We start from the raw sequence: 24263 nt of genomic DNA on the forward strand, positions 1-24263 counted from the left end.
TCACTCCTGCCCTGGCTCCCGCCGCGGAGCCGTTTGGACGATTACTAGCCAAAGCTGCTGCGCGATGCGAGCATAGACCATGGTCGTAGAGATCAGACCATGATCGCTCTGCTGCCCGACCGGGATAGCCCGCATTGTTCCAATGACCCGAGGTCCGACCTTGGGCTGCATTGGAGGAGAGGGTGCAATGAAGAAGGGTGGGGGGGCGCTGATCGGCGGATTGCTGGCCGCATCGGCGTTGATTTCACCACAGGCTGCACTGGCCAAGTCGTCCGCCAGGCCGGCGGCATCGGTCGAAGCGCGGCTGGACCGGCTGGAAGGCCTGCTGAACAGCCTGCGCGGCGATCTTGACGCGGCGAAGGCCGAAAACGAACAGTTGAAGCAGCGCGCCGCCGATGCTGAGGCCCGCGCCCGGACCGCAGAAAGCCAGGCCGCCGATGCCACGCGCCGGATCGCTGTGGTCGAAGCTAAGCCGGCACCCGCCCCCGCGCCAGTCGCCGATGGCTTCAAGTCGGGCAACACCCAGGTCCGCCTGGGCGGCTACATCAAGCTGATCGGGTCGAGCACGCGGTTCAGCGATGGCGAGGTGGCAACCAATTCGCTGGGTCGCGATTTCTACCTGCCCCAGGCGATCCCCACTGGCGGCGCCCCGGCAGCGCACGATACCGATTTCACGGCCAAGCAATCGCGCTTCTGGCTCAATCTTGACACCAGCATTTCGGACCACGTGGTCAAGGGCTATCTGGAATTCGACTTCCAGACCGCCCCCGGCACGCAGGGATCGCAGCGCACCACCAATGGCTATAACCCGGCGCTGCGCCGCGGTTACATGCAGGTTGACCGCTGGACCTTCGGCCAGGATTGGTCGACCTTCCAGTACACCGGGGCGCTCCCGGAGAGCACCGACTACGTTGGCGGGGCAGAAGGCACGGTCTTCGTCCGGCAACCGCTGATCCGCTATAGCGCGCCGGTCGGCACGGGCACCACGCTGCACCTGTCGTTGGAGAATCCGGAAAGCGGCACTGCGAACAGCGGCTCGCCTACGTTGACCGAGAACGGCGATGACCGTCTGCCCGATGTCGCCGCCCGCCTGGCATGGGCCGGCAAGCGCGGCGAACTGTCGCTGGCCGGGCTGGTTCGCCAGGTGCGGGTTGAGAATGCCGGACTGGGCGCCAAGACCGGCGGGTTCGGGATCAGCGCGGGGGGCAAGCTGTTCCTCAACGATGCGAAGACCGGCGATGCCCGGATCATGATCACCTATGGCCACAACATCGGCCGCTACGTGGGCCTGAACTTCGCGCCTGACGCGGTCTTTGTGCCCGCAACCAACCGACTTGAATCGGTTGGCCTGCTGGCAGTGATCGGCGCGCTCCGCGTGCCGCTGGCACCGGGCGTGCGGGCCAACCTGATGGGCGCGTTCCAGTCAGTCGACTATTCCGACAACCTGGTTGCAGCGACCATTTCCGGTTTCAACAAGCAAGCCTGGAGCATTGCCGGCAACCTGTTCTACTCGCCGGTCAAGAACATCGATCTGGGGATCGAATACCGCTACGGCCAGCGCGAGCTGGTGAGCGGTGCGAACGGATCGACCGACCGCCTCGATGTGGTCGCCAAGTACAGCTTTTAAAGGATAACGAAGGGAGAGGGATTATGGAGTTCCAGAACAGCGCGGCCGAGGTGGCCGCCCTGCCAAAGCACCATCAAGCAACCCAGGACGAGAAGCTGGTGATTGCCGCCAGTTCGCTCGGCACGGTGTTCGAATGGTACGATTTCTATCTTTACGGCCTGCTCGCCACGATCATTTCCGCCCAGTTCTTTTCTGGCGTTAACGAGACGACCGGCTTCATCTTTGCGCTGGCCGCCTTCGCCGCCGGTTTTGCCGTGCGGCCGTTCGGCGCGCTGGTTTTCGGGCGGATTGGCGACATGGTCGGTCGCAAGAACACCTTCCTGGTCACTATGGGGCTAATGGGCCTTTCGACCTTCGTGGTCGGCGCTCTGCCCAACTACGCCTCGATCGGCGTGACCGCCCCGATCCTGCTGCTTGTCATGCGCCTGATTCAGGGCCTTGCGCTGGGCGGCGAATATGGCGGCGCGGCAACATACGTGGCCGAGCATGCCCCTAACAACAAGCGCGGTCTCTACACCAGCTTCATCCAGACGACGGCCACACTTGGCCTGTTTGCGGCGCTGCTGGTGGTGATCGGCACGCGCTATCTGGTGGGCGAGGAAGCCTTTAAGGACTGGGGCTGGCGCGTGCCGTTCCTGGTTTCGATCATCCTGCTGGCGGTTTCGATGTGGATCCGCCTGCAACTGAACGAAAGCCCGGTCTTCCAGAAGATGAAGGAGGAAGGGACCACTTCGAAGGCACCGTTGACCGAAGCCTTCGGCCAGTGGAAGAACGCCAAGTGGGTGCTGATCGCTCTGCTGGGTGCCGTCGCCGGGCAGGCAGTGGTTTGGTACACGGGCCAGTTCTATGCCCTGTTCTTTCTTGAAAAGACCCTGATGGTCGATGGGGCCACCACCAACATCCTGACCGCGGTTGCACTGGCACTCGGCACGCCATTCTTTGTCTTCTTTGGCTGGTTGTCGGACAAGATTGGGCGCAAGGGGATCATCATGGCTGGCTGCGCGCTGGCGGTGCTGACCTACTTCCCCACCTTCAAGGCCTTGACCTCTGCGGTGAACCCGCAGCTGGCCGCGGCCCAGGTCAGTGCACCGGTCACCGTGGTGACTAACGATGCCGAATGCTCGCTGCAGTTCGATCCGGTCGGGAAGAACAAGTTCGACAGCAAGAGCTGCGACATTGCCAAGGCGCTGCTTGCCAAGTCGGCGGTCAGCTACACTTCGCAAGAGGCTCCGGCCGGCACGGTCGCCCAGATCAAGATTGGCGACAAGACCTTCACCGCGCCCGATCCGGCCCAGGTGACGGGTGATGAGCGCAAGGCTGCGATCAAGGCCTTCACCACCGAGGTCAAGGCTGCGCTGGCTGCCGCCGGCTATCCGGCCAAGGCCAATCCGGACCAGATCAACAAGCCGCTCACCGTTGCGCTGCTGTTCTATCTCGTCCTGCTGGTCACCATGGTCTATGGCCCGATCGCCGCCCTGCTGGTGGAGCTGTTCCCCAGCCGGATCCGCTACACCTCGATGTCGCTGCCCTATCACATCGGCAATGGCTGGTTCGGCGGTTTCCTGCCGACCACTGCCTTCGCGATGGTCGCGGCGACCGGCGATATCTACTACGGCCTGTGGTATCCGATCGTAGTGGCTGGCCTGACCCTGATCGTCGGCCTGCTGTTCCTGCCTGAAACCTTCAGGAAGAACATCGACGACTGATCGATCCCCAGAGAGGCGCCGCGTCTTGACCCCGATCAAGGCGCGGCGCGCTCTGCACAGCCAAGCACGCAGCAACTACTGATAGAGGATCCCATGATGACCCAGCTCAACACCCGGTCCGGCATTCTGCTTGATGTGCGTGCTGCCTGCGAAGCAGACGAAGCCGCACTTGCGGCATTTTTCGATCGGGTCACCGACGAGGACCGCCGGTTCCGCTTCCTGGCAGCGGCCGAACACGTCAGTCACGATCAACTTAGCCCGCTGATTCACGCCGATCACTATCAGTCCGAGAGCTTCCTCGCCTTCGACAAGGCCAATGGGCTGCTTGTCGGGTCTGCGCTGCTCGCCTGCGACAAGGCAATGGATACCGGCGAGGTCGCCGTTTCGATCCGCAGCGATTACAAGGGCAAGGGCGTCGGCTGGGCGCTGCTCGATTTCCTTGGGCGCGAGGCCCAGGCGCGCAATCTGCGCCAGGTGATCGCGATCGAAAGCCGCGACAATCACGCCGCCATCGAACTTGAGCGCGAAAAGGGCTTTACGCCGGAGCCATTTGATGGAGAACCCGGCCTGGTAATCCTTTCCAAAACCTTCAGATAACGGGAGGCGGAGTTTGAGCGAGGCCTATCAGCGCGCCTGGCGCGACAGCATCGACAACCGTGACGCCTTCTGGTCGCGGGCGGCCGAGGCGATCGACTGGATCAAGCCGCCGCAGCGCGTCTGGGACGAAGCGCGTGGATGGTTTGCAGGGGGCACGCTCAACACCGCGTACAATTGCTTGGACCGCCACGTTGCCGCCGGGCGCGGCGACGCACTGGCCCTGGTCTATGACAGCCCGGTCACAGGTTCCCTGCGCCGGTACACCTATGCCGAACTGCAACACGAAGTTGGCCGTGTCGCCGCCATGCTGGTGGCGCAGGGCATTACCACGGGCGACCGGGTGATCATTTACATGCCGATGATCCCCGAAACGGTCTTCGCCATGCTAGCCTGCGCGCGGCTGGGGGCGATCCATTCGGTCGTTTTTGGCGGCTTCGCCCCGCTGGAACTGGCCAAGCGGATCGATGATGCCACGCCCCGCGTCCTGCTGACCGCCAGTTGCGGGATCGAAGGCAGTAGGGTGATCACCTACAAGCCAATGGTCGATGCCGCGCTGGACCTGTCCCAGCACCAGGTGGACAGCGTGATCCTGCTTCAGCGCGAACAGGCCGTGGCAGACCTGGGATCGGCGCACGACTGGGCAGAACTGCTCGCCTCCACCGAAACTGATCCCACTCCGCCGTGCGCCGAACTGGCGGCGGACGATCCGCTTTACATCCTGTACACCTCAGGCACGACCGGCATGCCCAAGGGCGTGGTCCGCGAGAATGGCGGCCATGCGGTCGCGCTGGCCTGGTCAATGGCCAACATCTACGGCATCGGCGCCGGCGATCCGTTTTGGGCGGCCAGCGATGTGGGCTGGGTCGTCGGCCACAGTTACATTGTCTATGGCCCGCTGCTGGCCGGCGCAACGACGATCCTGTTCGAAGGCAAGCCGATTGGTACGCCCGATCCAGGCACCTTCTGGCGGGTGATGAGCCGCCACTGCGTCAAGACGTTCTTCACTGCACCAACGGCTATTCGCGCGGTGCGCAAGGAAGACCCGGAGGCCAGCTTCCTGAAGGAGATTGGCACAGGGGATTGCCGGGTGATCTTCCTGGCGGGCGAACGCGCCGATCCCGACACCATCGCCTGGCTGGAAGAGCAAAGCGACCTGCCCGTGATCGACCACTGGTGGCAGACCGAACTGGGCTGGCCCGGGGTCGCAAGCTGCTTTGGCCTGGGGGACCTGCGCCGCAAACGCGGCAGCGCGGGCTTTCCCGTACCGGGCTACGAATTCGCGATCCTGGGCGAGGATGGGCAGCCCGTCCCTGCAGGGGAGAGCGGCGCCGTGGCAATCCGCGAGCCGCTGGCGCCGGGCGCGTTCCGCAGCCTGTGGAACAATCCCGCCGGCTTTGCGAAGAACTTCGCCTCGTTCCCCGGCCGCTACGAAACCGGCGATGCCGGGTATTTCGATGACGAAGGTTTCCTGCACATCATGGGCCGGACCGACGACATCATCAACGTAGCCGGGCACCGCCTGTCGACCGGTCAGATGGAACAGATCGTCGCCAGCCAGGACGGTGTTGCCGAATGCGCAGTGATTGGCGCGGACGATGCGATCAAGGGCATGGTGCCAGTGGCCTTCGTCGTTGCCAGGGCCGGGATGAACGACCCGGCGGCGCTTCACGATGCGGTTATTGCGGCGGTCCGGGCAGAGCTGGGTGCCGTATCTGCGCTCAAGACGGCTTATGTCGTTCCGCAATTGCCCAAGACGCGCTCAGGCAAGATCCTGCGCAACCTTCTGCGCAAGATCATCAACGGCGAGCGCTTCGATACTCCACCGACCATCGAGGACCCGGCAGTGCCCGAGCTGCTGCTGGCGGCGATCAGGGGTTAGCACGGACCACTCAGTGGGGGCCGGTCACCCGCGCCAAAGGCTGGGCTAGATCAAAATCATTACCTCAAATTTGTTCTGATCTTCATTCTGCATGGCGCGCCAGCCCAGCATCCCAGCCAAGGCTCCCACCGTGTTCGGAAGGCCTCTTGCTCGGCCAACTCTCGCAGAAGTGCTTTGAAGGTTTTTGCCTGACTCTATACGGGCTGTGGTTTGCTTGCTTCGGAAGGCTGGCGCTCGGCTTGCGCGCCCTGCCGCTCATGCAGAGGCAGTTCGCCAGGGTATTGAGTCATAATGAACTATCGTCATTCCTTCCATGCCGGCAACAGCGCCGATGTTGTGAAGCACAGCCTGCTGATCGCACTTGTGCGCGCCTTGCAGCACAAGCAGAGCGCGCTGACCTTGATCGACACCCATGCCGGCTGCGGGCTGTATGATCTTGCTGGCGCTGATGCCCAACGCACTGGCGAGTCCACGCAGGGCGTGGTGCGGGCCTTTGCCGACCAGAGCCCCTTGCTGAACGATTACCGTGCCGCCGTCCGGGCCGTGAATGTCGGGGCTGAACCGCAACTTTACCCTGGCTCGCCGCGGTTCCTGGCGCAGCTGCTGCGTCCGCAAGATTCCCTGATCTTGAACGAAAAGCATCCCGAAGATGTCCGTGCTCTGCGCGGCGCGATGCGCGGCACGACTGCCGCCGTGCATCAGCGCGACGCCTACGAATTCTGGCTGGCGATGCTGCCGACCCGCACGCCTCGCGGCGTGGTTGTGGTCGATCCGCCGTATGAGCAGACCGATGAACGCGCGCGGATTACCGCGACCCTTGGGGCGGCCCACCGCAAATGGGCGCATGGGGTGACGGTGGTCTGGTATCCGCTGAAAGACCGCACCACTCATTCGCGGTGGAAAGAGCAATTGCGCAAGCTCGGCATCCCGAAAATGCTGTGCGTGGAGCATTGGCTGTACGATAGCGATCAGCCCGGCATCTATAACGGCGCCGGTCTTTTTATCGTCAACCCGCCCTATGCCTTCACGCAGTCGCTGCCGCCTCTGCTGGAAGCCCTGCGCGCCGCGCTGGCGCCCGAGGGGCATAGCGGCGAGATTACAGCCGATTGGCTAAACGATTGAAGTAAAATCTAATCGTCGGCTTGTTCAAAGAGGTGAAATGGCTGGGGCGCATACATGTTCCGGCATGGCGGCATGCGCCTAGGTGCCGTCAGCATCGACTTCGAAAACCATCGGCTTTCCGCGGGAAGACGGATCCCAGCCAGCTTGCAACGCTGCCTGAACACCCCTGATTACGATTGCGTCGCCAATCTGGAGGCGGCCCCGCTGCATACCCTTCATCAAGCGTTTCGGCGCGGGGAATTCCAGCAAGGCTCCGCGTTGGGTCTGCTTGCGCAGCAAGGCGACGGTCATGCCTTTCCAGCCTTCACGCTCGCTCCATTGCGGCTCGCTCCGCAGCTCCCACTCATATTGAAATCCGTCGACGTCGACGATGCCGGAAAGCCTGTGGATCTTGGTCATGCGGACACCCCTAGCAGATCTAAGGCTGCAAACCACCAGTCGGCCGGGGCTTGGCCAATTTGGTCTGATTGACCGCTGGCTTTAGGGCGCATCACTTCAATTTTAACTGACAGGTTGGTCAGTGCCCCCTTCGGAACGGCAGCCAGTTCGCCAGGTTGCCTTTGGCGGTTGGCCCAACCTGGTTTTACTTTGGTGCAGCCTTAGCTGCTGCAGCGCGCGCTGCTGCGACTTGTTCTTTGAGGCCATCATAGCCGATCGCCCCGCTTACAAATCGGCCAGCAATGATGAAGGCGGGTGTGCCATTGATTCCCAGTTGCCTTGCCATCCGACGGTTAGCCGACAACTCGGCATCAAGCGCCGTCATGTCCTTGGGCAACTTAATCTTGCCTTTCTTGGCGACCTTTTGAAGGCTCGCCTTGGTTAGCGGACCGGCGGCGAAAATGTCGCGGTGAAACTGGGTATAGCCACCTGATCGAGCCGCCTGGAGGGCTGTCCGTGCCGCCTCAACGCTGCCTGGGCCGAGGATCGGGAACTCACGAAATACGATCTTGACCTTGGAATCTTCCGCAACAAGCCGCTCGATATCGCCAGCCATTCGGCGGCAATAGCCGCACGCATAGTCAAAGAACTCGACCACAACGACATCGGCTTCCGGATTGCCAATCCATGCACCTTCGAAGGGCTTTTCCAATTGAGCCCGCAGCTCAGCAACGCTTTCGTTACGTTGACGTTCTTCCAGCCGCTGCATGGCTTCTGGGATGATTTCGGGATTATCCAGCAGGTATGCCCGGATCAGGCCTTCAATCTGAGCGCGATCAAGCTGAACGGAGGCCGGAGGGGGCGGTGCCGCTGGTGCAGGGGGCGCGGCCATCGCCGAAGCAGCCAGCATGCCCAAGGCGCAGCCAGCCAGGGTCACTTTAATCGGGCGGAGAAGCGCCATTTTTGGGTTCCTGTCTGTCTTGATGAGCGCGGATAGCTGGGAACTGCCCCGCTGTTAAACGCGGCCTAACGGTGCAGGCTGCCCCGATGGGCAGCCTGCACGCGTGCAATCGCTTACTTCTTTTCAGCGCAAACCGCAGCGAGGTGGTGCTCGGTGCTGGTCTTGTCCTTATAGAAGGCCACGAACTGATTGGCCTTGTTGGTGGTGTTCAGCTGGCCAGCAATGGTCGAGAGGCCGTTGCCGGACGACGTGAAGTCGAACCCATTAACATTCTGGTTGCTGTCGTCGCAGCGCAGACCTTGCCATTCCTTGTGCGAGTTGACTGCATCGCTGGCGATCATCAGGCACTCGCCCGGCAGATTGCGCGCTGCGAACTTCACGTTGGTGGTCGAACCGTTGACCACGGCATCGGGGAATGAGAACTTGACATTGCTGTTGTAGCCGCCGGTGTCGTGACCGGTGCTGTTGTCAGTCCAGGTGTCTTGGCAGGTGAAGTTGTTGCCGTCCTTGTTAAGCGCGCCGGTCGCGACGGTCGGTGCGAAATTCGCATCGCACTTGCACGAGAAGCTGGTGGCGTATGCTGCGCTGGGCAGGGCGGCAAGCGAAGCTGCGAGAGCAGCTGCAGTCATCATGATACGGGTCATTTTGAGCCTCATTTGTGAACAGTGGCGGCGCTAGGGCGCCCGGCAGAATGCCGTCGATTTGCCTTGCTTGCGCAACACAGATCACAATCCGGGTATAGACATCATAAAATGATTAAAATACGCATTGATACTTATCATAAAGGAATCGTATTATGATGAGTAGTTTGCGGGAGGTTAAAAGTCGTCACTATCCGAAACTATCGCAGTCTATGAAAGTATAGGTTGCCTCTCGCTTGCCCATCATATTAGGATTCACGAGGCTCCGCCTTGCCATCGCCAATTCAAGCGAAGGACGTTGTTCTGGTGAGTTGGTGCAGGTGCAATGCTTTGATTAAATGGCCAATTTATGAACCCGACATCGCGTCATGATATTGCTGTAATTGACGATGACGAGGAGTTCACTCGCTTCGTTGAGCGCTATCTTGCCGCGGTAGGGCATCGCGTCAGGGGATATATTTCTCCGCAGGAATTCTTGGCAGAGCCAGAGGCACTTTGCTGCGACATCTTCCTCGTTGACCTGATGCTGCCTGGCCTTGATGGGATCGATCTGGTTTCGATGATCCGTGCCAGTGGCGAAGCCGGCATTATCGTGGTCAGCGGACGAATGGGACCGGATGCCTTCACTACGGCGCTGGCCGCCGGTGCTGATATGTTCATCAACAAGCCTGTGCGCGCGGATCAACTGGCGCAGGCGATTGCCTCGTTGAGCCGCAGGCTTGGTGAAAAAGCCCCTCCCGCAGCTGCGGGTTGGATCCTCAATCTGACTGCAGGCGCCCTGATGACTCCGTCCGGCGATGTGATCAAGCTCGGCCAGCTTGAGCAGCGCATCCTGGCCGTGCTCGCGCAGTATGGCGAAAAGGGTTGCAACCGATCGGATTTGGCGAAGACTGCGCAAGTTGCCCCCAGCGCGGATGATCGTAATCTGGATGCAGCAATGTTTCGCCTGCGTCGCAAGATTGAAACCCGTACCGGCAAGATATCTCCGGTCCTGACCTTGCACGGTAAGGGCTATGCGCTCTCCTCCCCGATGAGCGTGGTCGGCATCGCGTGATCGATAGCATCGATATTCAAACCGCGCTGTGGGTGGTTTGCATCGTTAACGTCTCGTTTGCGGTCGGCCTGCTGCTCTTGCGCACCGATAGGGTGTGGGATGGCGCGCGCCTGTGGATCGTCGGGAACCTGTTTGGTTTGGGGGCGGCTACGTTACGTCTGTCCTTCGAGGGAAGCTTGAGCAGCCCGGTGGAGAGCATCTTGCCGGCCACCCTGATGTCGCTGACCAACCTGTTCAAGATTGCCGCACTCGTTCGGCGGCGTGAGCGGCTTCGGGTGGCGCTGGCTGGAGCCGCGCTGATGATGTTCCAGCTGACCTGCGCGCTGCTGGATGACATTTCAGACAATCTCAACCTGGCGTTTGCCAGCGTAGGGCTAAGCCTGTCGTTCCTGTTGGGCTGGCAGGCCTGGATCTGCTTTGCCGAACCGCGCTGGAAGCGCTTGCGTGGACGCAACCTGTTTGTCGCTTCAACTGCGCTGATCGCGGTGTTTTCGGCAATTGCGGCGCTTCGGGGACTTGGCGTCCAAGCTGGCGGCGTCATCTTTTCAGAGCGAGGACCGGCGCAAATCAACCTGATTACCGCTCTGACTTATATTATCATTTCCCACATTTGCCTGATCTCCATGCTGACGGACCGCTTGAACCGGATCATTGCCGTCAGCAATCTGCGCCAGCGCAAGGAATCGCGCCTGGCCAGGCAGGCCGAAGCGCATGCCCGCGAAATGGCAAGCCTGGCGCGCGAGAAGCAATCCTTGCTGGAAGTGCTGATCCATGAAGTGCGGCAACCACTCAACAACGCCCAGGCCGCGCTGCAGCATGCAATGATGACGGTCGAATTGGACAGCAGTGATGGCGCGACCGGACGCCGTTTACAGGCTATCATCGATAAGATCGTGCTAAGCCTGACGAATGCGATTGTCGGCGCCAGCGTGCTGGAACGAAAATCGGAATCGCGTTTGGTGATGACCGATATCGGGTCGATTTGCGAGCTCGCCAGCGGTGATGCCGGCCTCGATTGGGAAGACCAGATCGACTTGGTGAGCCCCTTAGCGCCAGTTTACGCCGAAGCCGATCCAGTGCTGCTGCGCCTGGCGGTTCGGAACTTGATCGACAATGCAATCAAGCATTCGGCTCCAGGCAGGAAGACGGGCGTGACGATCGAACATGCCGCTGCCAGTGGCGAAATCGAGATCCGCGTTGTCAATTGGCCGGCTGAAGCATTTACGCCCGATCGGCAGCTTTTTGAGCGCGGCGTGCGAGGCAGCAACGCCTTGTCAGACGGGCGCGGCCTTGGGCTCTATATTGCGCGAGAAATCGCTCTGCTGCACCATGGTTCGGTTCAAGCGCACACGAACGCGCATGGGCAGACCGAGTTCGTTCTTGCCATTCGGGCCTGAAGCGCAGGGCGCAAGCCGGCTGGCGGGCACCCTGCCAATCCGGCGCTGGGCTCAAAGCGTATTGATGATCCCCGAAAAATCCACGCCGCCGTTGCCGGCAGCTGCAAAGGCCTCATAAAGTTCTTCGGCGCGGGTGCCCATCGGGACATTCGCGCCCACGCTTTGCGCGGCCTCGAGCGCGAGTTTGAGGTCCTTGAGCATCAATGCTGCGGCGAACCCGCCCTGGTAGCCGTTATCGGCAGGACTTTGCGGGCCAACACCGGGGACCGGGCAATAGGAGGTCATCGACCACGATTGGCCCGAGGCCTTTGACGAGATGTCGTAGAAGGTCTGCAGGTCCAGCCCAAGCTTGCCTGCCAGGGCAAAGGCCTCGCAGGTGGCAATCATTGTCGCGCCCAGGATCATGTTGTTGCAGATTTTGGCAGCCTGGCCTGCGCCGCTGGCACCGGCGTGGATCACGGCTTTGGCCATAGCGGCAAGGATCGGTTCGGCGCGCTTGAAGGCATCGTTGGTGCCACCGACCATGAAGGTCAACGTGCCGCCATTGGCCGCAGCGATCCCGCCCGAAACCGGCGCATCGACCATGGAATGGCCAGCGGCCCCGGCGGCAGATGCAACCTTGCGTGCCGTGTCCACATCAATGGTCGAGCAATCGAGCAGCAGCGCGCCGGCCGGAGCCTGACCGATGACGTCGGCGGTATAGACGCTCTCCACGATCTTGCCGTTGGGCAGCATCGAGACCACGGCATCGACGTCCTGCACCGCCTCGGCCACGGTCGGAAAAACGGCGCAGCCATTGCCGGTGGCCCGCGCGGTCGCTTCGGCACTGAGATCGAAGGCATGGACGTTATGCCCCGCCTTCACCAGGTTGGCGGCCATGCCGCCGCCCATGTTGCCCAGGCCGACGAAGGCGATTTTCATCTTACTTGCCCTTCCAGACGCCCGGACGTTTCTCGATGAAGGCGGCCATGCCTTCGGCCTTGTCCTCTGTTGCAGTCAGCACCTGGAAAATCCGTCGTTCGATCAGCAGACCCTGATCGAGCGTGGTTTCGAAGGCGGCGTTGACCATTTCCTTGTTGGCGATGGCGGCCAGCGGCGGCATCGCGGCAATCTCGGCAGCGGTCTTGAGCGCCTCATCGACCAGGCTGGCGAGTGGCACCACGCGGGCGACCAGGCCAGAGCGCTCAGCCTCTTCGGCCCCCATCATCCGTCCGGTCAGGCACATTTCCATGGCCTTGGCCTTGCCGATAGCGCGGGTCAGGCGCTGGCTGCCGCCCATGCCGGGGGCCACGCCCAGCTTGATTTCGGGCTGGCCAAACTTGGCGTTTTCGCTGGCGATGATAAAGTCAGCCATCATCGCCAGTTCGCAGCCGCCGCCCAGGGCAAAGCCATTGACCGCCGCGATCCACGGCTTGCGGGTGGTCTTGACGAGGTGGCTCGTCCAGCGGCTGAAGAAGTCCTGCGCGAAGAATTCGGCGGCCGGCTTGTCGGCCATCTCCTTGATGTCGGCGCCGGCGGCAAAGGCCTTTTCGCCCGCACCGGTCAGCACGGCGCAGCCCTGCGAGGCATCAGCCTCGAACTTGGCGAAGGCGTCGATCAGCTCTTCTAGGACCGACGAGTTCAGCGCATTACGCGCCTGCGGGCGGTTCAGCGTGATCAACGTCACGGCGCCGCGCTGTTCAACCTGGATGCTTTCATAGCTCATAGCGGTTTCCATTCCTCGTCGGCCGATAACGGCGCAAAAATGCTGTCGATTAGTTCGTTTGACACACCTTCGGGCGTGGCCGGGTTCCACCGCGGGCTGTTGTCCTTGTCGACGATCACCGCGCGCACGCCTTCGGCAAAGTCGGGGCGAGTCAGGACTCGGCTGGCGACCCGGTATTCCATCACCATGTTGGCGGCGAAATCCGCGCAAGCCAGACTGTCATGCAGCTGGCGCAGCGCCACCTTGCAGGTTTGAGGCGATTTGGTGCGCAGCGTGGCGAGCTCCTTGGCCGCCCATTCGCTGTCATCACCTTCCAGGCTGGCGAGCACATCCTCGTAGCGGTCCGAGGCGAAGTGCTTGGCAATCGCGGCGGCATTGGCCTCGATCTTCGCCGGGGGAGGGGTGATGGCCAGCGCGGAGAGAACCTGGCCGGGCTCGTGCCCGCAGGCGATCCGCTCCTTGGCCTCGGCCAGCGTATCGTGGGGCAGGTAATGGGTGGCAAGGCCCGCCCACTTGCACTCGGCCCCGTCCAGTCGCGCGCCGGTTAGCGCCAGGAACTGGCCGATCCGGCCCGGCAGGCGCGAAAGGTACCATCCGCCGCCGACATCAGGGAACAGGCCGATCCCGGTTTCGGGCATGGCATAGCGGGTGTTCTCGGTCGCAACGTGGAAGCGCGCGGGTTGAGAGATCCCCACGCCGCCGCCCATGGTGATCCCGTCCATGAAAGCCACGACCGGCTTTTCGTAAGTGAAGATCAGGTGGTTGAGCTGGTATTCGTCATGGAAGAACTTGCGGCCCGAGGTGCCGCCATCGTTCAGTGCCGAATTGCGCAGGAAGGCGATATCCCCGCCGGAGCAGAACCCGCGGCCCTCGGCATGATCGATGATCACCGCCTTGATCTCCGGGTCGTCACGCCATTCGAGCAGCGCCTTGGTCATGGCGTGAACCATCGGCAGCGTCAGCGCATGGATCGCCTGTGGGCGGTTGAGCGAGAGGAACCCGGCGGAGCCCTCGCGGCGGATGATTACCTCGTCGGTCATTGCCGCAGCAGGTCCCGGCCGACGATCATGCGCATCACCTGGTTGGTCCCTTCCAGAATCGAATGGACGCGCAGGTCGCGCCAGAAGCGTTCGATTGGATAGTCCTTTAGATAGCCATAGCCGCCAAACAGCTGCAGCGCGTCGTTGACGATCTTGCTGCCGTTGTCGGTGGCGAGGCGCTTGGCCATGGCCGAGAAGCGGCTTTTGTCCGGCGCATTGGCGTTGACCTTGGCGGCGGCGAGGTAAAGCAGCGCGCGCGCAGCCTCCAGATCGGTCGCCATGTCGGCCAGCATGAACTGGGTGTTCTGGAAATCGGCCACGGGCTGGCCGAATTGCTGGCGCTCTTTGGTGTACGTGATCGCCTCATCCAGGCAGCGCTGCGCTCCGCCTAGCGAGCAGGCACCGATGTTGAGGCGGCCGCCATCCAGGCCCGCCATGGCAAAGCGGAAGCCTTCGCCCTCGGCGCCGACGCGGTTGGCCACCGGCACGCGGCAATCCTCGAAGATCACCTGCGCGGTGGGAGAGGCGTTCCAGCCCAGCTTTTTTTCCGGCGCGCCGAACGAGAGGCCGGGCGTGTCTTTCTCTACCACCAGGCAGGAGATGCCCTTGGCGCCATTTTCGCTGGTGCGGACCATGCAGACGTAGATGTCATTCACCCCGCCGCCCGAAATGAACTGCTTGGTGCCGTTGATCACATAGTGATCCCCGTCGAGCCGCGCCGTGGTCTTGAGCGCCGCCGCGTCCGAGCCGGAGCCCGGTTCGGTCAGGCAGTACGAGGCGATCTGTTCCATCGAGACCAGCCCCGGCAGATAACGCGCCTTCAATTCGGAGCTGCCGAAGCAATCGATCATCCAGGCGGCCATGTTGTGGATCGAGATATAGGCGCTGGTCGCCGGGCAGCCATAGGCCATGGCTTCCATGATCAGCGCCGCTTCGAGCCGGCCAAGGCCGATCCCGCCGCTTTCTTCAGAGACATAGATCGCGCCAAAGCCCAGTTCACCGGCGGCCTTCCACACGTCGACCGGATAGTGATGGTCCTCGTCCCACCCTGCGGCGAAAGGCGTGATCCGGTCAGCCGTGAACTTCTGCGCCATATCCTGGATGGCGAGCTGGTCTTCGGTCAGTGCAAACTGGTCGGTCATCGCTTAACCCATGGTCGGAATGACGAAGGCATTGCCCCCATCGGGCGAGCCATCGGGCCAGCGGGCGGTGACGGTCTTGACCTTGGTCCAGAACTTCACGCCTTCCATGCCGTGCTGGTTGGTATCGCCAAAGGCAGAGCGCTTCCACCCGCCAAATGTGTGGTATGCCACTGGCACCGGGATTGGCACGTTGATGCCGACCATGCCGACATTGACCCGCGCGGCGAATTCACGGGCGGCGTGGCCATTGCGGGTGAAGATGGCGACGCCGTTGCCATACTGGTGCTTGCTCGGCAGGCTCAGCGCTTCCTCGAAGTCCTTGGCGCGGACCATCTGCAGGACCGGACCAAAGATTTCGTTGTGATAGCTGCTCATGCCCGGGGTTACCCGGTCGAACAGCGTCGGTCCGACGAAGAAGCCGTTTTCATGGCCCTGCAGCGTGAAGCCGCGGCCATCGATCACCAGCTCGCCACCTTCATCCACGCAGGTCTGGATCCAGCGCTCGATGTTGGCTTTGTGCTGCGCGGTCACGACGGGTCCGTAATGGGCTTCGGGATCGGTCGAGACGCCCAGCTTCAAGGCTTCGATCGCCGGGATCAGCTTGGCCTTGAGCCGTTCGGCCGTGTCATCGCCCACCGGCACCACCACCGGGAGCGCCATGCAGCGTTCGCCCGCCGAGCCGAAGGCGGCGCCAGCGAGGTCCGTGACCACCTGGTCGAGATCTGCGTCAGGCATGACAATGCCGTGGTTCTTGGCACCGCCCATCGCCTGGACGCGCTTCCCGGCGGCAACGCCGCGGTTATAAACATAGTGGGCGATGTCGGACGAGCCGACGAAGCTGACGGCGCTGATTGCCGGGTGGTCGAGGATCGCATCGACCATTTCCTTGTCACCGTGGACAACCTGGAAGATGCCCTCAGGCAGGCCGGCTTCAAGCCACAGTTCAGCGAGGCGCATCGGCACCGAGGGATCCCGTTCACTCGGCTTCAGGATAAAGGCATTGCCCGTCGCCATGGCGACCGCGCCCATCCACAGCGGGATCATCGCCGGGAAGTTGAACGGGGTAATGCCCGCGCCAATCCCCAGCGGCTGGCGCATCGAGAAGACGTCGATCCCCGGACCTGCGCCCTGCGTATATTCGCCCTTCAGTGCGTGGGGGATGCCGCAGCAGAATTCGACCACTTCCAAGCCGCGCTGGATGTCACCCTTGCTGTCAGCCAGCACCTTGCCGTGTTCGCTCGACAGGATTTCGGCCAGCTCGTCGATATTGGCTTCGACCAGCGACTTGAAGTTGAACATAACGCGGGCGCGGCGCTGCGGGTTGGTGGCGGCCCAGGCGGGCTGCGCGGCCTGCGCGGCGGCCACGGCGCGGTCGAGCGCGTCCTGGCTGCCCAGCACGACTTCGGCCTGCACTTCCCCGCTGTTGGGGTCATAAACCGGGGCCTTGCGGGCGGCGGCGAGGCCGCTGGTGCCACCGGCGATGAAATGGTCAATCTGGCGCATGGCAGGATTCCTCTCGAATCTGTTTGCATTGCCATGCGCCTCGACAGACATGCAGACAATGCCCAAATTTCCAGTTACAACCTGCAAATATGCAGGGCACAGACTGGAGCGATTTGCAGGTATTTCTGGCCATTGCGCGGGCCGGGCAGATGGCCCGTGCCGGTGCTGCGCTGGGCATAGACCCGACCACAACCAGTCGGCGGCTGCGGCGGCTGGAAGCGCGCCTTGGGGCCGCATTGTTTGAGCAAACCCGCGAAGGGCAGGTCATGACCGAGGCGGGCGAAGCGCTGATGGTCAAGGTCGAGGCGATGGCCCAGGCGGCGATGGCGATTGGTGAACCCTCACGGCCGCGCGCTGCCGGCCAGCTGACGGGCACGCTGCGGATCAGCGCCTCAGAAGGTTTCGGGAGCTGGTTTCTGGCCGCACACGTGCCCGGCTTTGTCCGCGCGCATCCCGCGTTGACGCTTGACCTGGTTGCCAGCAGCGGTTTCCTGAGCCTGTCGAAGCGTGAGGCGGACATCGCTGTGATGTTGTCACGGCCAAAGGCAGGGCCCGTCATCGCCCGCAAGCTGAGCGATTACAGCCTGCAGCTTTACGCCAGCCAGACCTACCTGGACGGTGCGGGCACGCCGCTGGGGCCGGCTGACCTGTTGAAGGGGCATGGGCTGATCGGCTACATCCCTGATCTGCTCTATGCACCCGAGCTTCGGTATCTGGACGAAGTCCAGGCCGGTCTTGCCCCGACGGTCCGCTCATCGAGCATCAATGCCCAGCACCACTTGATCGCTGCCGGGGCAGGGATTGGCGTCCTGCCGTGCTTCATGGGCGATGCCGACCCGAGCCTGGTGCCGGTCCTGTCGGATCGCCGGATTATCCGGTCGTTCTGGCTGGTGACGCACAAGGATACCCATCAACTTGCCCGGGTCAGGGCCGGTCGCGACTGGATCCTGGACATCGTGCAGCGGCATCGCACGCTTCTGCTGCCAGACTAGGTCTGGATTATCGGTTCTGATGGTAATCAGGCGAAGGTGGGTGCCTGAAACAGGTCGCCCACGGGGATCGTCAGTCTTACGGTGAGGCCTTCCGGGTTCCACGCGGGTTCGATCGAACCGTAAAGCTGGTCGCGGGCCATGGTTTCAATTAGCGAAAGGCCAAAGCCGGCCGTGCCGGGCGCAGCAATAGTCGGGCCACCGCACTCGATCCAGTGCAGAATAAAGCGTTGTTTTGAAGCAGAAGGTTCGACCTGCCATTCGACCCTAAGTTGCCCCTCTGCCTGCGATAATGAGCCATGCTTGAGGGCGTTGGTGATCAGCTCATGGATGATCAGGGCAATTGATTGGGCCGCCATTGGGTTCAACTTGAGCCGCGGCCCAGCCAGGACAACGCGGCGTGACGCCGCAGCCTGGTGCGGCAGATAAGGGGCCAGCTCTTCCTCGATCAGTTCGCGCAACTCGGCGCCGTCCCAGCGGTTGTCGGCCAGAATGGTATGTGACCGCGCCAGACTGCCAATCCGCCCGCTAATCGCCTTTCGAAAATTCGCGATGCCATCGGCTTCGGTCAATTGTACGATGGCCTGGATAACGGCCATAATGTTTTTGGCTCGGTGATCGACTTCGCGGGCCAGCAGGTGTTCGCGAGATTCCGCTGCTTTGCGCTCTGTAATGTCGATGAATGCGGCAACCGCGCCGCGCAATTGGCCGTCTTTGTTAAACAGCGGTGTTGCGTTGCCAAGCAGGCTTATGGCCGAGCCATCGGCAAAGACGATCCGTTCCTCAAAATCGTTGACCACTTCACCCTGCGCGGCCCGCTGTACCGGCAATTCGTGAGGCGCCAGTTCGTGGCCCATGGCATCAAAAATGGTGAAATGGCCGACTGCCGGATTTTCTCCGACAGACTTGGACATGTTCTCTTCTGGGCCAGGCAGACGCAGCAACCTGGCCGAGGTGGCATTTCCAATGATCTCTTTGCATTCGGAATCCCGGGCGACCCAAATCGCTACGGGTGCAGCCGCAAGGACGACCTCAAGTTCTTCTGCGCGGGCCCTGGCCTCCTCCTCTGCCAGCCGCAGCAAACGGCCCCGATCAGCAAGGGCATTTTTGGCGCGACGCTCATCAGCGACTACAGCGAGTGCCAGAATAGTAAGTGCTGTGATGGCGATGAATTGCTGGACAAGGGAAATCTGGCCAGTCCCGATGAACGCCATTGCCGTCATTGGGCCAAGGCCCTGATCGGCAGCCCATATCGCAGCTACGGCAACGATGGATACGGCAATGGTCGCGCCGCGCAGTTCGAATGCAAGTGCTGCCCAGACCAGCACGGGAAACACGTGCCAGGTTCGTAGAAAGGCTTGATCGGGTGGTAGCAGGAAAAGGCCGGAAAGCGCTGCGGTGAATAGCAGAACGATTACGAGATGGAGTTGGTCAAACGGTGTTAGTCGAGGACCGGGGGTCAGCCATGACAGCAGCATTGGACCGATCAAGATTGCGCCGACAAAGTAAGCTACGATCCAGTTCGAGAAGGTTGCCAGCACGTCTCCCAGTGCCAACCCCGACGAAAGCGCGAGCGCTGCAGTGCCGAGTGTTGCCGCAATCAAAGCCCCTACAAAACAACCCCAAAACAGATAGCTCAGCAGCCCCGGAAGGTCGTGCAAGGCCGGCTTGAGGGCGGCGCGTTGCCGAGCAAGTAGAAGCGGCAGGACAACCGCCAGCGTATTGGCGGCGGCCAATATGAATTCCGCCCACAGTGGCTGCTGACTGCCTGCAAGCCAGCCTGCGGCAAGCCGGCCCACAAGGATCGCGGGCCAAAGCCGTATCCCACCTAATAAGAGCCCGCCCAAGGCCAGGCCTGAAGCCGGCCAGACCGGGCTACCTGCCCCCATCACTGCGGCCCATTGCAGGCCAAGCCAAGCAAGTGCGGTATAGGCAATGCCAAGTATCAGCATTGCAGCCCCGGGGCTGGCGGCAAGGCTTGGAATGATCCCTTGCTTTGACCGCATTCCTGCCCCCTGAAGAGAACCTGTCAGCACTCTAACAGATAGCGGCGTTGGGGGCGAGTGGATCGGGGCTGATCCGGCCTGTCACACAAGCGGCCAAAATTTGCGGTGAGCTTTTGCTTTTGCGTCAACCGCGCGATGCGCTTTCGAGTACTTCGCCAGTCACCGGATAGCCGGCGTCGCCTGGAATGCGCAGCCACTTCGCGCCATTTTCCTCGGTAACGAAGGGGGTGATCATCCGGCTTGGGTATCGTTCGACATGGGCTACCGCCTCGTCAAAGCTGCCAAATTGAGCCAGCCGCTCAAGGTTGCGTCGGGTTGGGAAAATGACACTGATCCGGCCATTGTCGGCATGATCAAGTGCTTCTGCAGCGCCAGTCCAGAACAGCCGCGTGTTTTCCGTCGCATCGACAAGCAGATCGACCGCGCCAGTGCCCAAGTCGGCCATGTAAAAACGGGTGTCGTAAACCCGCAAATGGCGATGTTTTGGCCGCCAACGGGCGAAGGGCACCAGAGCGTCGAGATCAAGTTCCCACCCCATTGCGGTGAGGGCGCGTTCCAGCAAGCCTTCAGCCAGCAGGATTTCTCGGGCACGGCGCGCTTCTTCCAGCGTTGGGCGTTGGCGAATGCCAACAACCAGACCGGTTTCCTCAAGCGTTTCGCGCACGGCGGCGATTCTCGCGGCTAACTCATCGATGGCATCCTCGTCGGAACCGCCTAGCGCGATGGCCAGTTCGCGATCGGCATCATCGACCCGGCCACCAGGGAACACCGCGGCGCCACCTGCAAACTTCATCGCGGTGGAGCGTTCGACCATCAGGATCTGCGGGGCACCGCCGGCAGCGTCGCGACGGAAGATCACCAGCGTGGCAGCGGGGGTGGCGGGCGGGTCTTCACCGCTCTCGTCATATTCAAGTTCCAGACTCATCGATCGGGATCGTGCCTGTCCCGCCCAGCTTTGCCAAGCGGGTTTTATTCAGGGACTGATCACCTGTCGGAAGAGTTTACGGTCCACGCCACGGTTAACGCGCTGTTAGCCGCCAGGACCGGCGGATTTACTGGGCCTGCATTAATTGGCACGGCATCTGCATGGATTATGCTACCCCCAGAGCAGTCTCGAATGAGGCGGGGCCGTGTCAGTCTCCGCGGCTCCGCCTCCCCGAGCCAATCCTGAAAAGCTAGGCCACAAAAAAGGGCGCCCCGCAGGAGCGCCCCTTTTTCTGTAAGGTCATGACCGCTCAGACGGCGGGGGTAATGCCTGCGTCGGCAACAAGCTGTTGCAATTCGCCGGCTTCATACATTTCCATCATGATGTCGCTACCACCGATGAATTCGCCCTTCACATAAAGTTGGGGGATCGTCGGCCAGTCGGAAAAAGCTTTGATGCCCTGGCGGATTTCCATGTCCTGCAGCACATCGACGCCTTCGAAGGGAACGCCGAGACGCTCAAGAATAGCGACGGCGCGGCTTGAAAAACCGCACTGCGGAAACAGCGGCGTGCCCTTCATGAACAGTACGACATCATTGGAATTGACGATTTCGGCGAGACGGGCGCCGGTTGGATCGGTGGGGGTATCGGACATGGTGTGAAAACTCCTCGCCGCGTCAGTTGGGGACGGCGGTGGTCAGTTGCAAGGCGTGAAGCTCGCCGCCCATCCGGCCGCCGAATGCGGCATAGACCAACTTATGCTGGGCCACGCGCGGCTTGCCGGCGAAGGCTGACGAGACGACGTGGGCTGCCCAGTGATCGTTGTCACCGGCCAGGTCGGTCAGCGTGATTTGCGCATCGGGCAGGGCGGCGCGGATAATCGCCTCGATTTCGGCTGCGGGCATGGGCATGGGCGGTTCCAATCAGCCGAGCAGAGCGCGGCGGGCTTCGACCAGCTTGGCCTCCAACGCGGCGCGGATATCGCCTTCCGAAACTTCAACGCCAGCACTGGTCAGATCGCCCAGCAACTTGCGGATCACGTCCTCGTCGCCGGCTTCTTCGAAGTCAGCCTGAACCACGGCCTTGGCATAGGCTTCGGCTTCAACAGCGGAGAGCCCCATCTGTTCGGCTGCCCATTGGCCGAGCAGGCGGTTGCGGCGCGCGGTGACGCGGAACTGGGTGTCCTCATCCATCGCAAACTTGGCTTCTTCGGCGCGCTCGCGGTCTTTGAAATCGGTCATGTTGGCTCCTGTCGGTTCGGCTGGCGCCCGTTCAACCTGCCTTGGCGGCGGGCGGGGGCGCCTGGAAGGAATCGTGGCAGCCCTTGCATGCTGCGTTGGTGCTGGCAAGGGCAGCGGCGAATGCGTCCTTGTCATCGGCCTTTGCTGCAGCAGCCAGCGCTGCGGTTGCATCGGCAAAGTCCTTGGCCTTGGCGGCAAAACCAGCCTGGTCGGTCCAGATTTCCGGCTTGGCGCGGCTCGGCACCTTGGCGGTGCTGGGGGCGAACATCGCCGGCAGCACTGCGCCCCATTTGGCCACGCCATTGGCAACAAAGGCCAGGTTCTTGACCGGGGCGCCATTGGCCGCGGCAGACCGCATGGCACTGGTCGCACCGACGGACATGACCATGGCTGATTGTCGCGCCGCGACAATCTCTTCCGCGGTTGGTGCCGCGACTGCGGCTGGCTTCGCGGGCTTGCTTTCGGCCTGAACGGCAAAGGCTGTGGTGGCAATCGCGGCTAGGGCTATGATCCGGGCTGTCTTCATCGCACGTCTCCCAATCCTGGCCGCAGTGCCGGCCTTCAGTCCATTGTTACCACGACCTTGCCGATGGCCGCACGTGATTCCAGCAAGGCAATCGCCTCGCCCCCGCGCTCCAGCGGGAAAGTGGCGGAAACGCGCGGGTTGATCTTGCCGGCCTTAAGCAGGTCAAACAGCGTGGCGATATGCTTGGCATTGGCCTTGGGATCGCGCGCGGTGAATGCGCCCCAGAACACGCCGCAGATGTCGCAGCTTTTCAGCAGGGTCAGGTTGAGCGGCATCTTGGCGATCCCCGCCGGGAAGCCAACCACGCAGAACCGGCCTTCCCAGGCGATCGAGCGTAGCGCCGGCTCGGAATAGTCACCGCCGACGATATCGTAGATCACGTTGGCGCCTTCTGGGCCGCAAGCGGCCTTGAACGCCTCGGCGAGAGCCTTGGACTGGTCCTTGTCGAACGGCGCGCGGGGATAGATCACGACCTCGTCCGCGCCGTGTTCGCGCGCGACCTGGGCCTTTTCTTCGGTTGAAACGGCGGCAATGACCTTTGCGCCATAGGCCTTGCCCAGTTCGACGGCCGAGAGGCCGACGCCGCCGGCCGCACCCAGCACCAGCAGGGTATCGCCTGCCTTCAGATGGCCGCGATCAAGCAGGCCGTGCATGTTGGTGCCATAGGTCATCAACAACGATGCGCCGGTCTCGAACGAGACGCCATCGGGCAGCGGAAACAGCCGCGCTGCATCGGCCAGAACTTCGGTGGCGAGGCCGCCGTTGCCCATCATGGCAATGACACGGTCGCCAGCTTTCCACTGTGTTACGCCCTCACCAACCGCGTCGACCACGCCGGCCAGCTCGCCGCCCGGGGCAAAGGGGCGCGCCGGCTTGAACTGGTACATGTCCTTGATGATCAGCACGTCGGGATAGTTGATCGAGCAGGCCTTAACCTTGATCCGCACCTGGCCGGGGCCGGGGACCGGGCTTTCCAGCTCGTCAAGGGTCAGGGATTCCGGTCCGCCAATGGCGTGGCTGCGAAGGGCCTTCATGCTGCTACTCCCGTTCCCGCGGCCAGCCAGGGCAGCTGCGCGCGGTGTTCTTGTTCATAGGTGCTGATCGCCGCATCGCGCGCCAGGGTCAGGCCAACCTCATCTAAGCCGTTAAGAAGGCAGTGCTTGCGGAACGGATCGATTTCAAAGCGGAAGCGATCCTGGAAGGGGGTTGTGACTGTTTGGGTTTCCAGATCAATCGCGATTGGATCGGTCTTGGCCACTTCCAGCAGCCGGTCGACCTGATCCTGCGGCAGGACCACGGTGAGGATGCCGTTCTTGAAGGCGTTGCCGGAGAAGATGTCCGAGAAACTGGGCGCGATCACGCAGGTGATGCCCAGGTCGAGCAGGGCCCAGGCAGCATGTTCACGGCTGGAGCCGCAGCCAAAATTGTCGCCAGCGATCAGGATTGGCGAGCCCTTGAATTCGGCGCAGTCAAACAGGTTATCCGGATCCTGGCGCAGTGCTTCAAAAGCGCCCTGGCCCAAGCCTTCGCGCGTGATGGTCTTCAGCCATTTGGCCGGGACGATGATGTCGGTATCGACATTCTTGCGCCCAAACGGGATGGCGCGACCTTCAACCTGCTTGATCGGTTCCATCAGTCCGTCTCCGGCGCCTCGTTCGGCTTGGCATTGCTCGCCGCTTCCTTGCGGCGCGAGGCGTACAGCAGCGCCGCGGCAATTGCGGCGGAGCCGATTGCTGCGCCGGCGAGTGCGGCCTTGCCGGTCCAGCTGGAGCCGTTCTTGTCGGACTTGTCGTTCTTGTCGCTCATGGCTTTCCTATGTGGGCT

At 62.1% G+C, this 24263-nt stretch carries 25 protein-coding genes; 8 read left to right on the forward strand and 17 right to left on the reverse strand.

From position 1 onward, the window contains the following. Nucleotides 1-187: 187 nt before the first annotated feature. The 5 genes from RQP55_RS08290 (at nt 188) to RQP55_RS08310 (ending at nt 6931) form a co-directional block, all read left to right on the forward strand. A complete protein-coding gene (locus RQP55_RS08290) occupies nt 188-1627 on the forward strand; it encodes a DcaP family trimeric outer membrane transporter (protein ID WP_315609717.1) in 1440 nt (479 codons plus the stop codon). 23 nt (nt 1628-1650) lie between these two features. Next, nucleotides 1651-3333 carry an MFS transporter gene (locus RQP55_RS08295; protein ID WP_315609718.1) on the forward strand — a complete coding sequence of 561 codons (1683 nt, stop codon included), beginning with the start codon at nt 1651-1653 and terminating at the stop codon, nt 3331-3333. Nucleotides 3334-3429: 96 nt separating this feature from the next. Next, nucleotides 3430-3930, forward strand: coding sequence for a GNAT family N-acetyltransferase (locus RQP55_RS08300; RefSeq protein WP_315609719.1), 501 nt, complete (start codon nt 3430-3432; stop codon nt 3928-3930). Nucleotides 3931-3943: 13 nt separating this feature from the next. After that, a complete protein-coding gene (locus RQP55_RS08305; protein ID WP_315609720.1) occupies nt 3944-5809 on the forward strand; it encodes an AMP-binding protein in 1866 nt (621 codons plus the stop codon). A 291-nt stretch (nt 5810-6100) separates the two neighbouring features. Further along, entirely contained in the window at nt 6101-6931 is an 831-nt protein-coding gene (locus RQP55_RS08310) for a 23S rRNA (adenine(2030)-N(6))-methyltransferase RlmJ (protein ID WP_315609721.1), read from the forward strand. 78 nt (nt 6932-7009) lie between these two features. Here the strand turns inward: RQP55_RS08310 and RQP55_RS08315 are convergent, their stop codons facing one another. The 3 genes from RQP55_RS08315 to RQP55_RS08325 form a co-directional block, all read right to left on the reverse strand. Further along, on the reverse strand, nt 7010-7330 hold the full coding sequence (locus RQP55_RS08315; protein WP_315609722.1) for a hypothetical protein: 321 nt from the start codon (nt 7328-7330) through the stop codon (nt 7010-7012). A 184-nt stretch (nt 7331-7514) separates the two neighbouring features. After that, a complete protein-coding gene (locus RQP55_RS08320) occupies nt 7515-8219 on the reverse strand; it encodes a DsbA family protein (protein WP_315609723.1) in 705 nt (234 codons plus the stop codon). 164 nt (nt 8220-8383) lie between these two features. Continuing rightward, the gene (locus RQP55_RS08325) at nt 8384-8914 is read right to left on the reverse strand and encodes a hypothetical protein (RefSeq protein ID WP_315609724.1); all 531 of its coding nucleotides are present in this window, start codon (nt 8912-8914) and stop codon (nt 8384-8386) included. 346 nt (nt 8915-9260) lie between these two features. On the opposite strand from RQP55_RS08325, the gene RQP55_RS08330 reads away from it, so the two are divergent. Together RQP55_RS08330 and RQP55_RS08335 are read left to right on the forward strand one after the other, a co-directional pair. Next, entirely contained in the window at nt 9261-9965 is a 705-nt protein-coding gene (locus tag RQP55_RS08330; protein WP_315609725.1) for a response regulator transcription factor, read from the forward strand. Continuing rightward, a complete protein-coding gene (locus RQP55_RS08335) occupies nt 9962-11362 on the forward strand; it encodes a HAMP domain-containing sensor histidine kinase (RefSeq protein ID WP_315609726.1) in 1401 nt (466 codons plus the stop codon). The genes RQP55_RS08330 and RQP55_RS08335 overlap by 4 nt, the downstream gene beginning before the upstream one ends. Before the next feature lie 51 nt (nt 11363-11413). On the opposite strand, the gene mmsB is transcribed toward RQP55_RS08335, so the two are convergent. From mmsB to RQP55_RS08360, 5 genes are read right to left on the reverse strand one after another with little or no spacing between them, the layout of a single operon-like run. Next, entirely contained in the window at nt 11414-12358 is a 945-nt protein-coding gene (mmsB, locus tag RQP55_RS08340) for a 3-hydroxyisobutyrate dehydrogenase (RefSeq protein WP_315609793.1), read from the reverse strand. Then, nucleotides 12285-13067, reverse strand: a complete 783-nt coding sequence (locus RQP55_RS08345; RefSeq protein WP_315609727.1) for an enoyl-CoA hydratase-related protein — start codon at nt 13065-13067, stop codon at nt 12285-12287. The genes mmsB and RQP55_RS08345 overlap by 74 nt, the downstream gene beginning before the upstream one ends. Continuing rightward, complete coding sequence (locus tag RQP55_RS08350) at nt 13064-14107, reverse strand: enoyl-CoA hydratase/isomerase family protein (RefSeq protein WP_315609728.1); 1044 nt, start codon at nt 14105-14107, stop codon at nt 13064-13066. Before RQP55_RS08350 ends, RQP55_RS08345 begins: the two co-directional genes overlap by 4 nt. Further along, complete coding sequence (locus RQP55_RS08355; RefSeq protein ID WP_315609729.1) at nt 14104-15249, reverse strand: acyl-CoA dehydrogenase family protein; 1146 nt, start codon at nt 15247-15249, stop codon at nt 14104-14106. The genes RQP55_RS08350 and RQP55_RS08355 overlap by 4 nt, the downstream gene beginning before the upstream one ends. A gap of 3 nt (nt 15250-15252) precedes the next feature. Then, complete coding sequence (locus RQP55_RS08360; RefSeq protein ID WP_315609730.1) at nt 15253-16752, reverse strand: CoA-acylating methylmalonate-semialdehyde dehydrogenase; 1500 nt, start codon at nt 16750-16752, stop codon at nt 15253-15255. A gap of 89 nt (nt 16753-16841) precedes the next feature. Between RQP55_RS08360 and RQP55_RS08365 the strand changes: the two genes are divergently transcribed. Beyond that, nucleotides 16842-17744, forward strand: a complete 903-nt coding sequence (locus tag RQP55_RS08365; protein WP_315609731.1) for a LysR family transcriptional regulator — start codon at nt 16842-16844, stop codon at nt 17742-17744. A 26-nt stretch (nt 17745-17770) separates the two neighbouring features. On the opposite strand, the gene RQP55_RS08370 is transcribed toward RQP55_RS08365, so the two are convergent. The 9 genes from RQP55_RS08370 to RQP55_RS08410 all read right to left on the reverse strand — a co-directional run bounded on the left by RQP55_RS08370 (nt 17771) and on the right by RQP55_RS08410 (nt 24245). After that, nucleotides 17771-19747 carry an HWE histidine kinase domain-containing protein gene (locus RQP55_RS08370; RefSeq protein WP_315609732.1) on the reverse strand — a complete coding sequence of 659 codons (1977 nt, stop codon included), beginning with the start codon at nt 19745-19747 and terminating at the stop codon, nt 17771-17773. 124 nt (nt 19748-19871) lie between these two features. Continuing rightward, complete coding sequence (locus RQP55_RS08375) at nt 19872-20672, reverse strand: NUDIX hydrolase (protein ID WP_315609733.1); 801 nt, start codon at nt 20670-20672, stop codon at nt 19872-19874. Nucleotides 20673-20982: 310 nt separating this feature from the next. After that, a complete protein-coding gene (grxD, locus tag RQP55_RS08380; RefSeq protein ID WP_315609734.1) occupies nt 20983-21327 on the reverse strand; it encodes a Grx4 family monothiol glutaredoxin in 345 nt (114 codons plus the stop codon). Nucleotides 21328-21349: 22 nt separating this feature from the next. Continuing rightward, nucleotides 21350-21583 carry a BolA family transcriptional regulator gene (locus RQP55_RS08385; RefSeq protein ID WP_315609735.1) on the reverse strand — a complete coding sequence of 78 codons (234 nt, stop codon included), beginning with the start codon at nt 21581-21583 and terminating at the stop codon, nt 21350-21352. Nucleotides 21584-21595: 12 nt separating this feature from the next. Next, entirely contained in the window at nt 21596-21913 is a 318-nt protein-coding gene (locus RQP55_RS08390) for a DUF1476 domain-containing protein (RefSeq protein ID WP_315609736.1), read from the reverse strand. A 31-nt stretch (nt 21914-21944) separates the two neighbouring features. Beyond that, nucleotides 21945-22439 (reverse strand): cytochrome c, encoded by a 495-nt coding sequence (locus RQP55_RS08395; RefSeq protein ID WP_315609737.1) that lies wholly within the window; start codon nt 22437-22439, stop codon nt 21945-21947. 35 nt (nt 22440-22474) lie between these two features. Continuing rightward, on the reverse strand, nt 22475-23473 hold the full coding sequence (locus RQP55_RS08400) for an NADPH:quinone oxidoreductase family protein (RefSeq protein ID WP_315609738.1): 999 nt from the start codon (nt 23471-23473) through the stop codon (nt 22475-22477). Next, nucleotides 23470-24072, reverse strand: coding sequence for a 3-isopropylmalate dehydratase small subunit (gene leuD, locus RQP55_RS08405; RefSeq protein WP_315609739.1), 603 nt, complete (start codon nt 24070-24072; stop codon nt 23470-23472). Before leuD ends, RQP55_RS08400 begins: the two co-directional genes overlap by 4 nt. Then, entirely contained in the window at nt 24072-24245 is a 174-nt protein-coding gene (locus RQP55_RS08410; protein WP_315609740.1) for a hypothetical protein, read from the reverse strand. The genes leuD and RQP55_RS08410 overlap by 1 nt, the downstream gene beginning before the upstream one ends. Nucleotides 24246-24263 lie beyond the last annotated feature (18 nt).

The sequence above is a fragment of the Novosphingobium sp. APW14 genome, assembly GCF_032337075.1.
Taxonomy (GTDB): domain Bacteria; phylum Pseudomonadota; class Alphaproteobacteria; order Sphingomonadales; family Sphingomonadaceae; genus Novosphingobium.

Coding starts and splice junctions, on each gene's coding strand:
- RQP55_RS08290 (WP_315609717.1), top strand. CDS start 188: ATGAAGAAGGGTGGGGGGGCGCTGATCGGCGGATTGCTGGCCGCATCG.
- RQP55_RS08295 (WP_315609718.1), top strand. CDS start 1,651: ATGGAGTTCCAGAACAGCGCGGCCGAGGTGGCCGCCCTGCCAAAGCAC.
- RQP55_RS08300 (WP_315609719.1), top strand. CDS start 3,430: ATGACCCAGCTCAACACCCGGTCCGGCATTCTGCTTGATGTGCGTGCT.
- RQP55_RS08310 (WP_315609721.1), top strand. CDS start 6,101: ATGAACTATCGTCATTCCTTCCATGCCGGCAACAGCGCCGATGTTGTG.
- RQP55_RS08315 (WP_315609722.1), bottom strand. CDS start 7,330: ATGACCAAGATCCACAGGCTTTCCGGCATCGTCGACGTCGACGGATTT.
- RQP55_RS08320 (WP_315609723.1), bottom strand. CDS start 8,219: ATGCTGGCTGCTTCGGCGATGGCCGCGCCCCCTGCACCAGCGGCACCG.
- RQP55_RS08325 (WP_315609724.1), bottom strand. CDS start 8,914: ATGACCCGTATCATGATGACTGCAGCTGCTCTCGCAGCTTCGCTTGCC.
- RQP55_RS08330 (WP_315609725.1), top strand. CDS start 9,261: ATGAACCCGACATCGCGTCATGATATTGCTGTAATTGACGATGACGAG.
- RQP55_RS08345 (WP_315609727.1), bottom strand. CDS start 13,067: ATGAGCTATGAAAGCATCCAGGTTGAACAGCGCGGCGCCGTGACGTTG.
- RQP55_RS08350 (WP_315609728.1), bottom strand. CDS start 14,107: ATGACCGACGAGGTAATCATCCGCCGCGAGGGCTCCGCCGGGTTCCTC.
- RQP55_RS08355 (WP_315609729.1), bottom strand. CDS start 15,249: ATGACCGACCAGTTTGCACTGACCGAAGACCAGCTCGCCATCCAGGAT.
- RQP55_RS08360 (WP_315609730.1), bottom strand. CDS start 16,752: ATGCGCCAGATTGACCATTTCATCGCCGGTGGCACCAGCGGCCTCGCC.
- RQP55_RS08365 (WP_315609731.1), top strand. CDS start 16,842: ATGCAGGGCACAGACTGGAGCGATTTGCAGGTATTTCTGGCCATTGCG.
- RQP55_RS08370 (WP_315609732.1), bottom strand. CDS start 19,747: ATGCGGTCAAAGCAAGGGATCATTCCAAGCCTTGCCGCCAGCCCCGGG.
- RQP55_RS08375 (WP_315609733.1), bottom strand. CDS start 20,672: ATGAGTCTGGAACTTGAATATGACGAGAGCGGTGAAGACCCGCCCGCC.
- grxD (WP_315609734.1), bottom strand. CDS start 21,327: ATGTCCGATACCCCCACCGATCCAACCGGCGCCCGTCTCGCCGAAATC.
- RQP55_RS08385 (WP_315609735.1), bottom strand. CDS start 21,583: ATGCCCATGCCCGCAGCCGAAATCGAGGCGATTATCCGCGCCGCCCTG.
- RQP55_RS08390 (WP_315609736.1), bottom strand. CDS start 21,913: ATGACCGATTTCAAAGACCGCGAGCGCGCCGAAGAAGCCAAGTTTGCG.
- RQP55_RS08395 (WP_315609737.1), bottom strand. CDS start 22,439: ATGAAGACAGCCCGGATCATAGCCCTAGCCGCGATTGCCACCACAGCC.
- RQP55_RS08400 (WP_315609738.1), bottom strand. CDS start 23,473: ATGAAGGCCCTTCGCAGCCACGCCATTGGCGGACCGGAATCCCTGACC.
- leuD (WP_315609739.1), bottom strand. CDS start 24,072: ATGGAACCGATCAAGCAGGTTGAAGGTCGCGCCATCCCGTTTGGGCGC.
- RQP55_RS08410 (WP_315609740.1), bottom strand. CDS start 24,245: ATGAGCGACAAGAACGACAAGTCCGACAAGAACGGCTCCAGCTGGACC.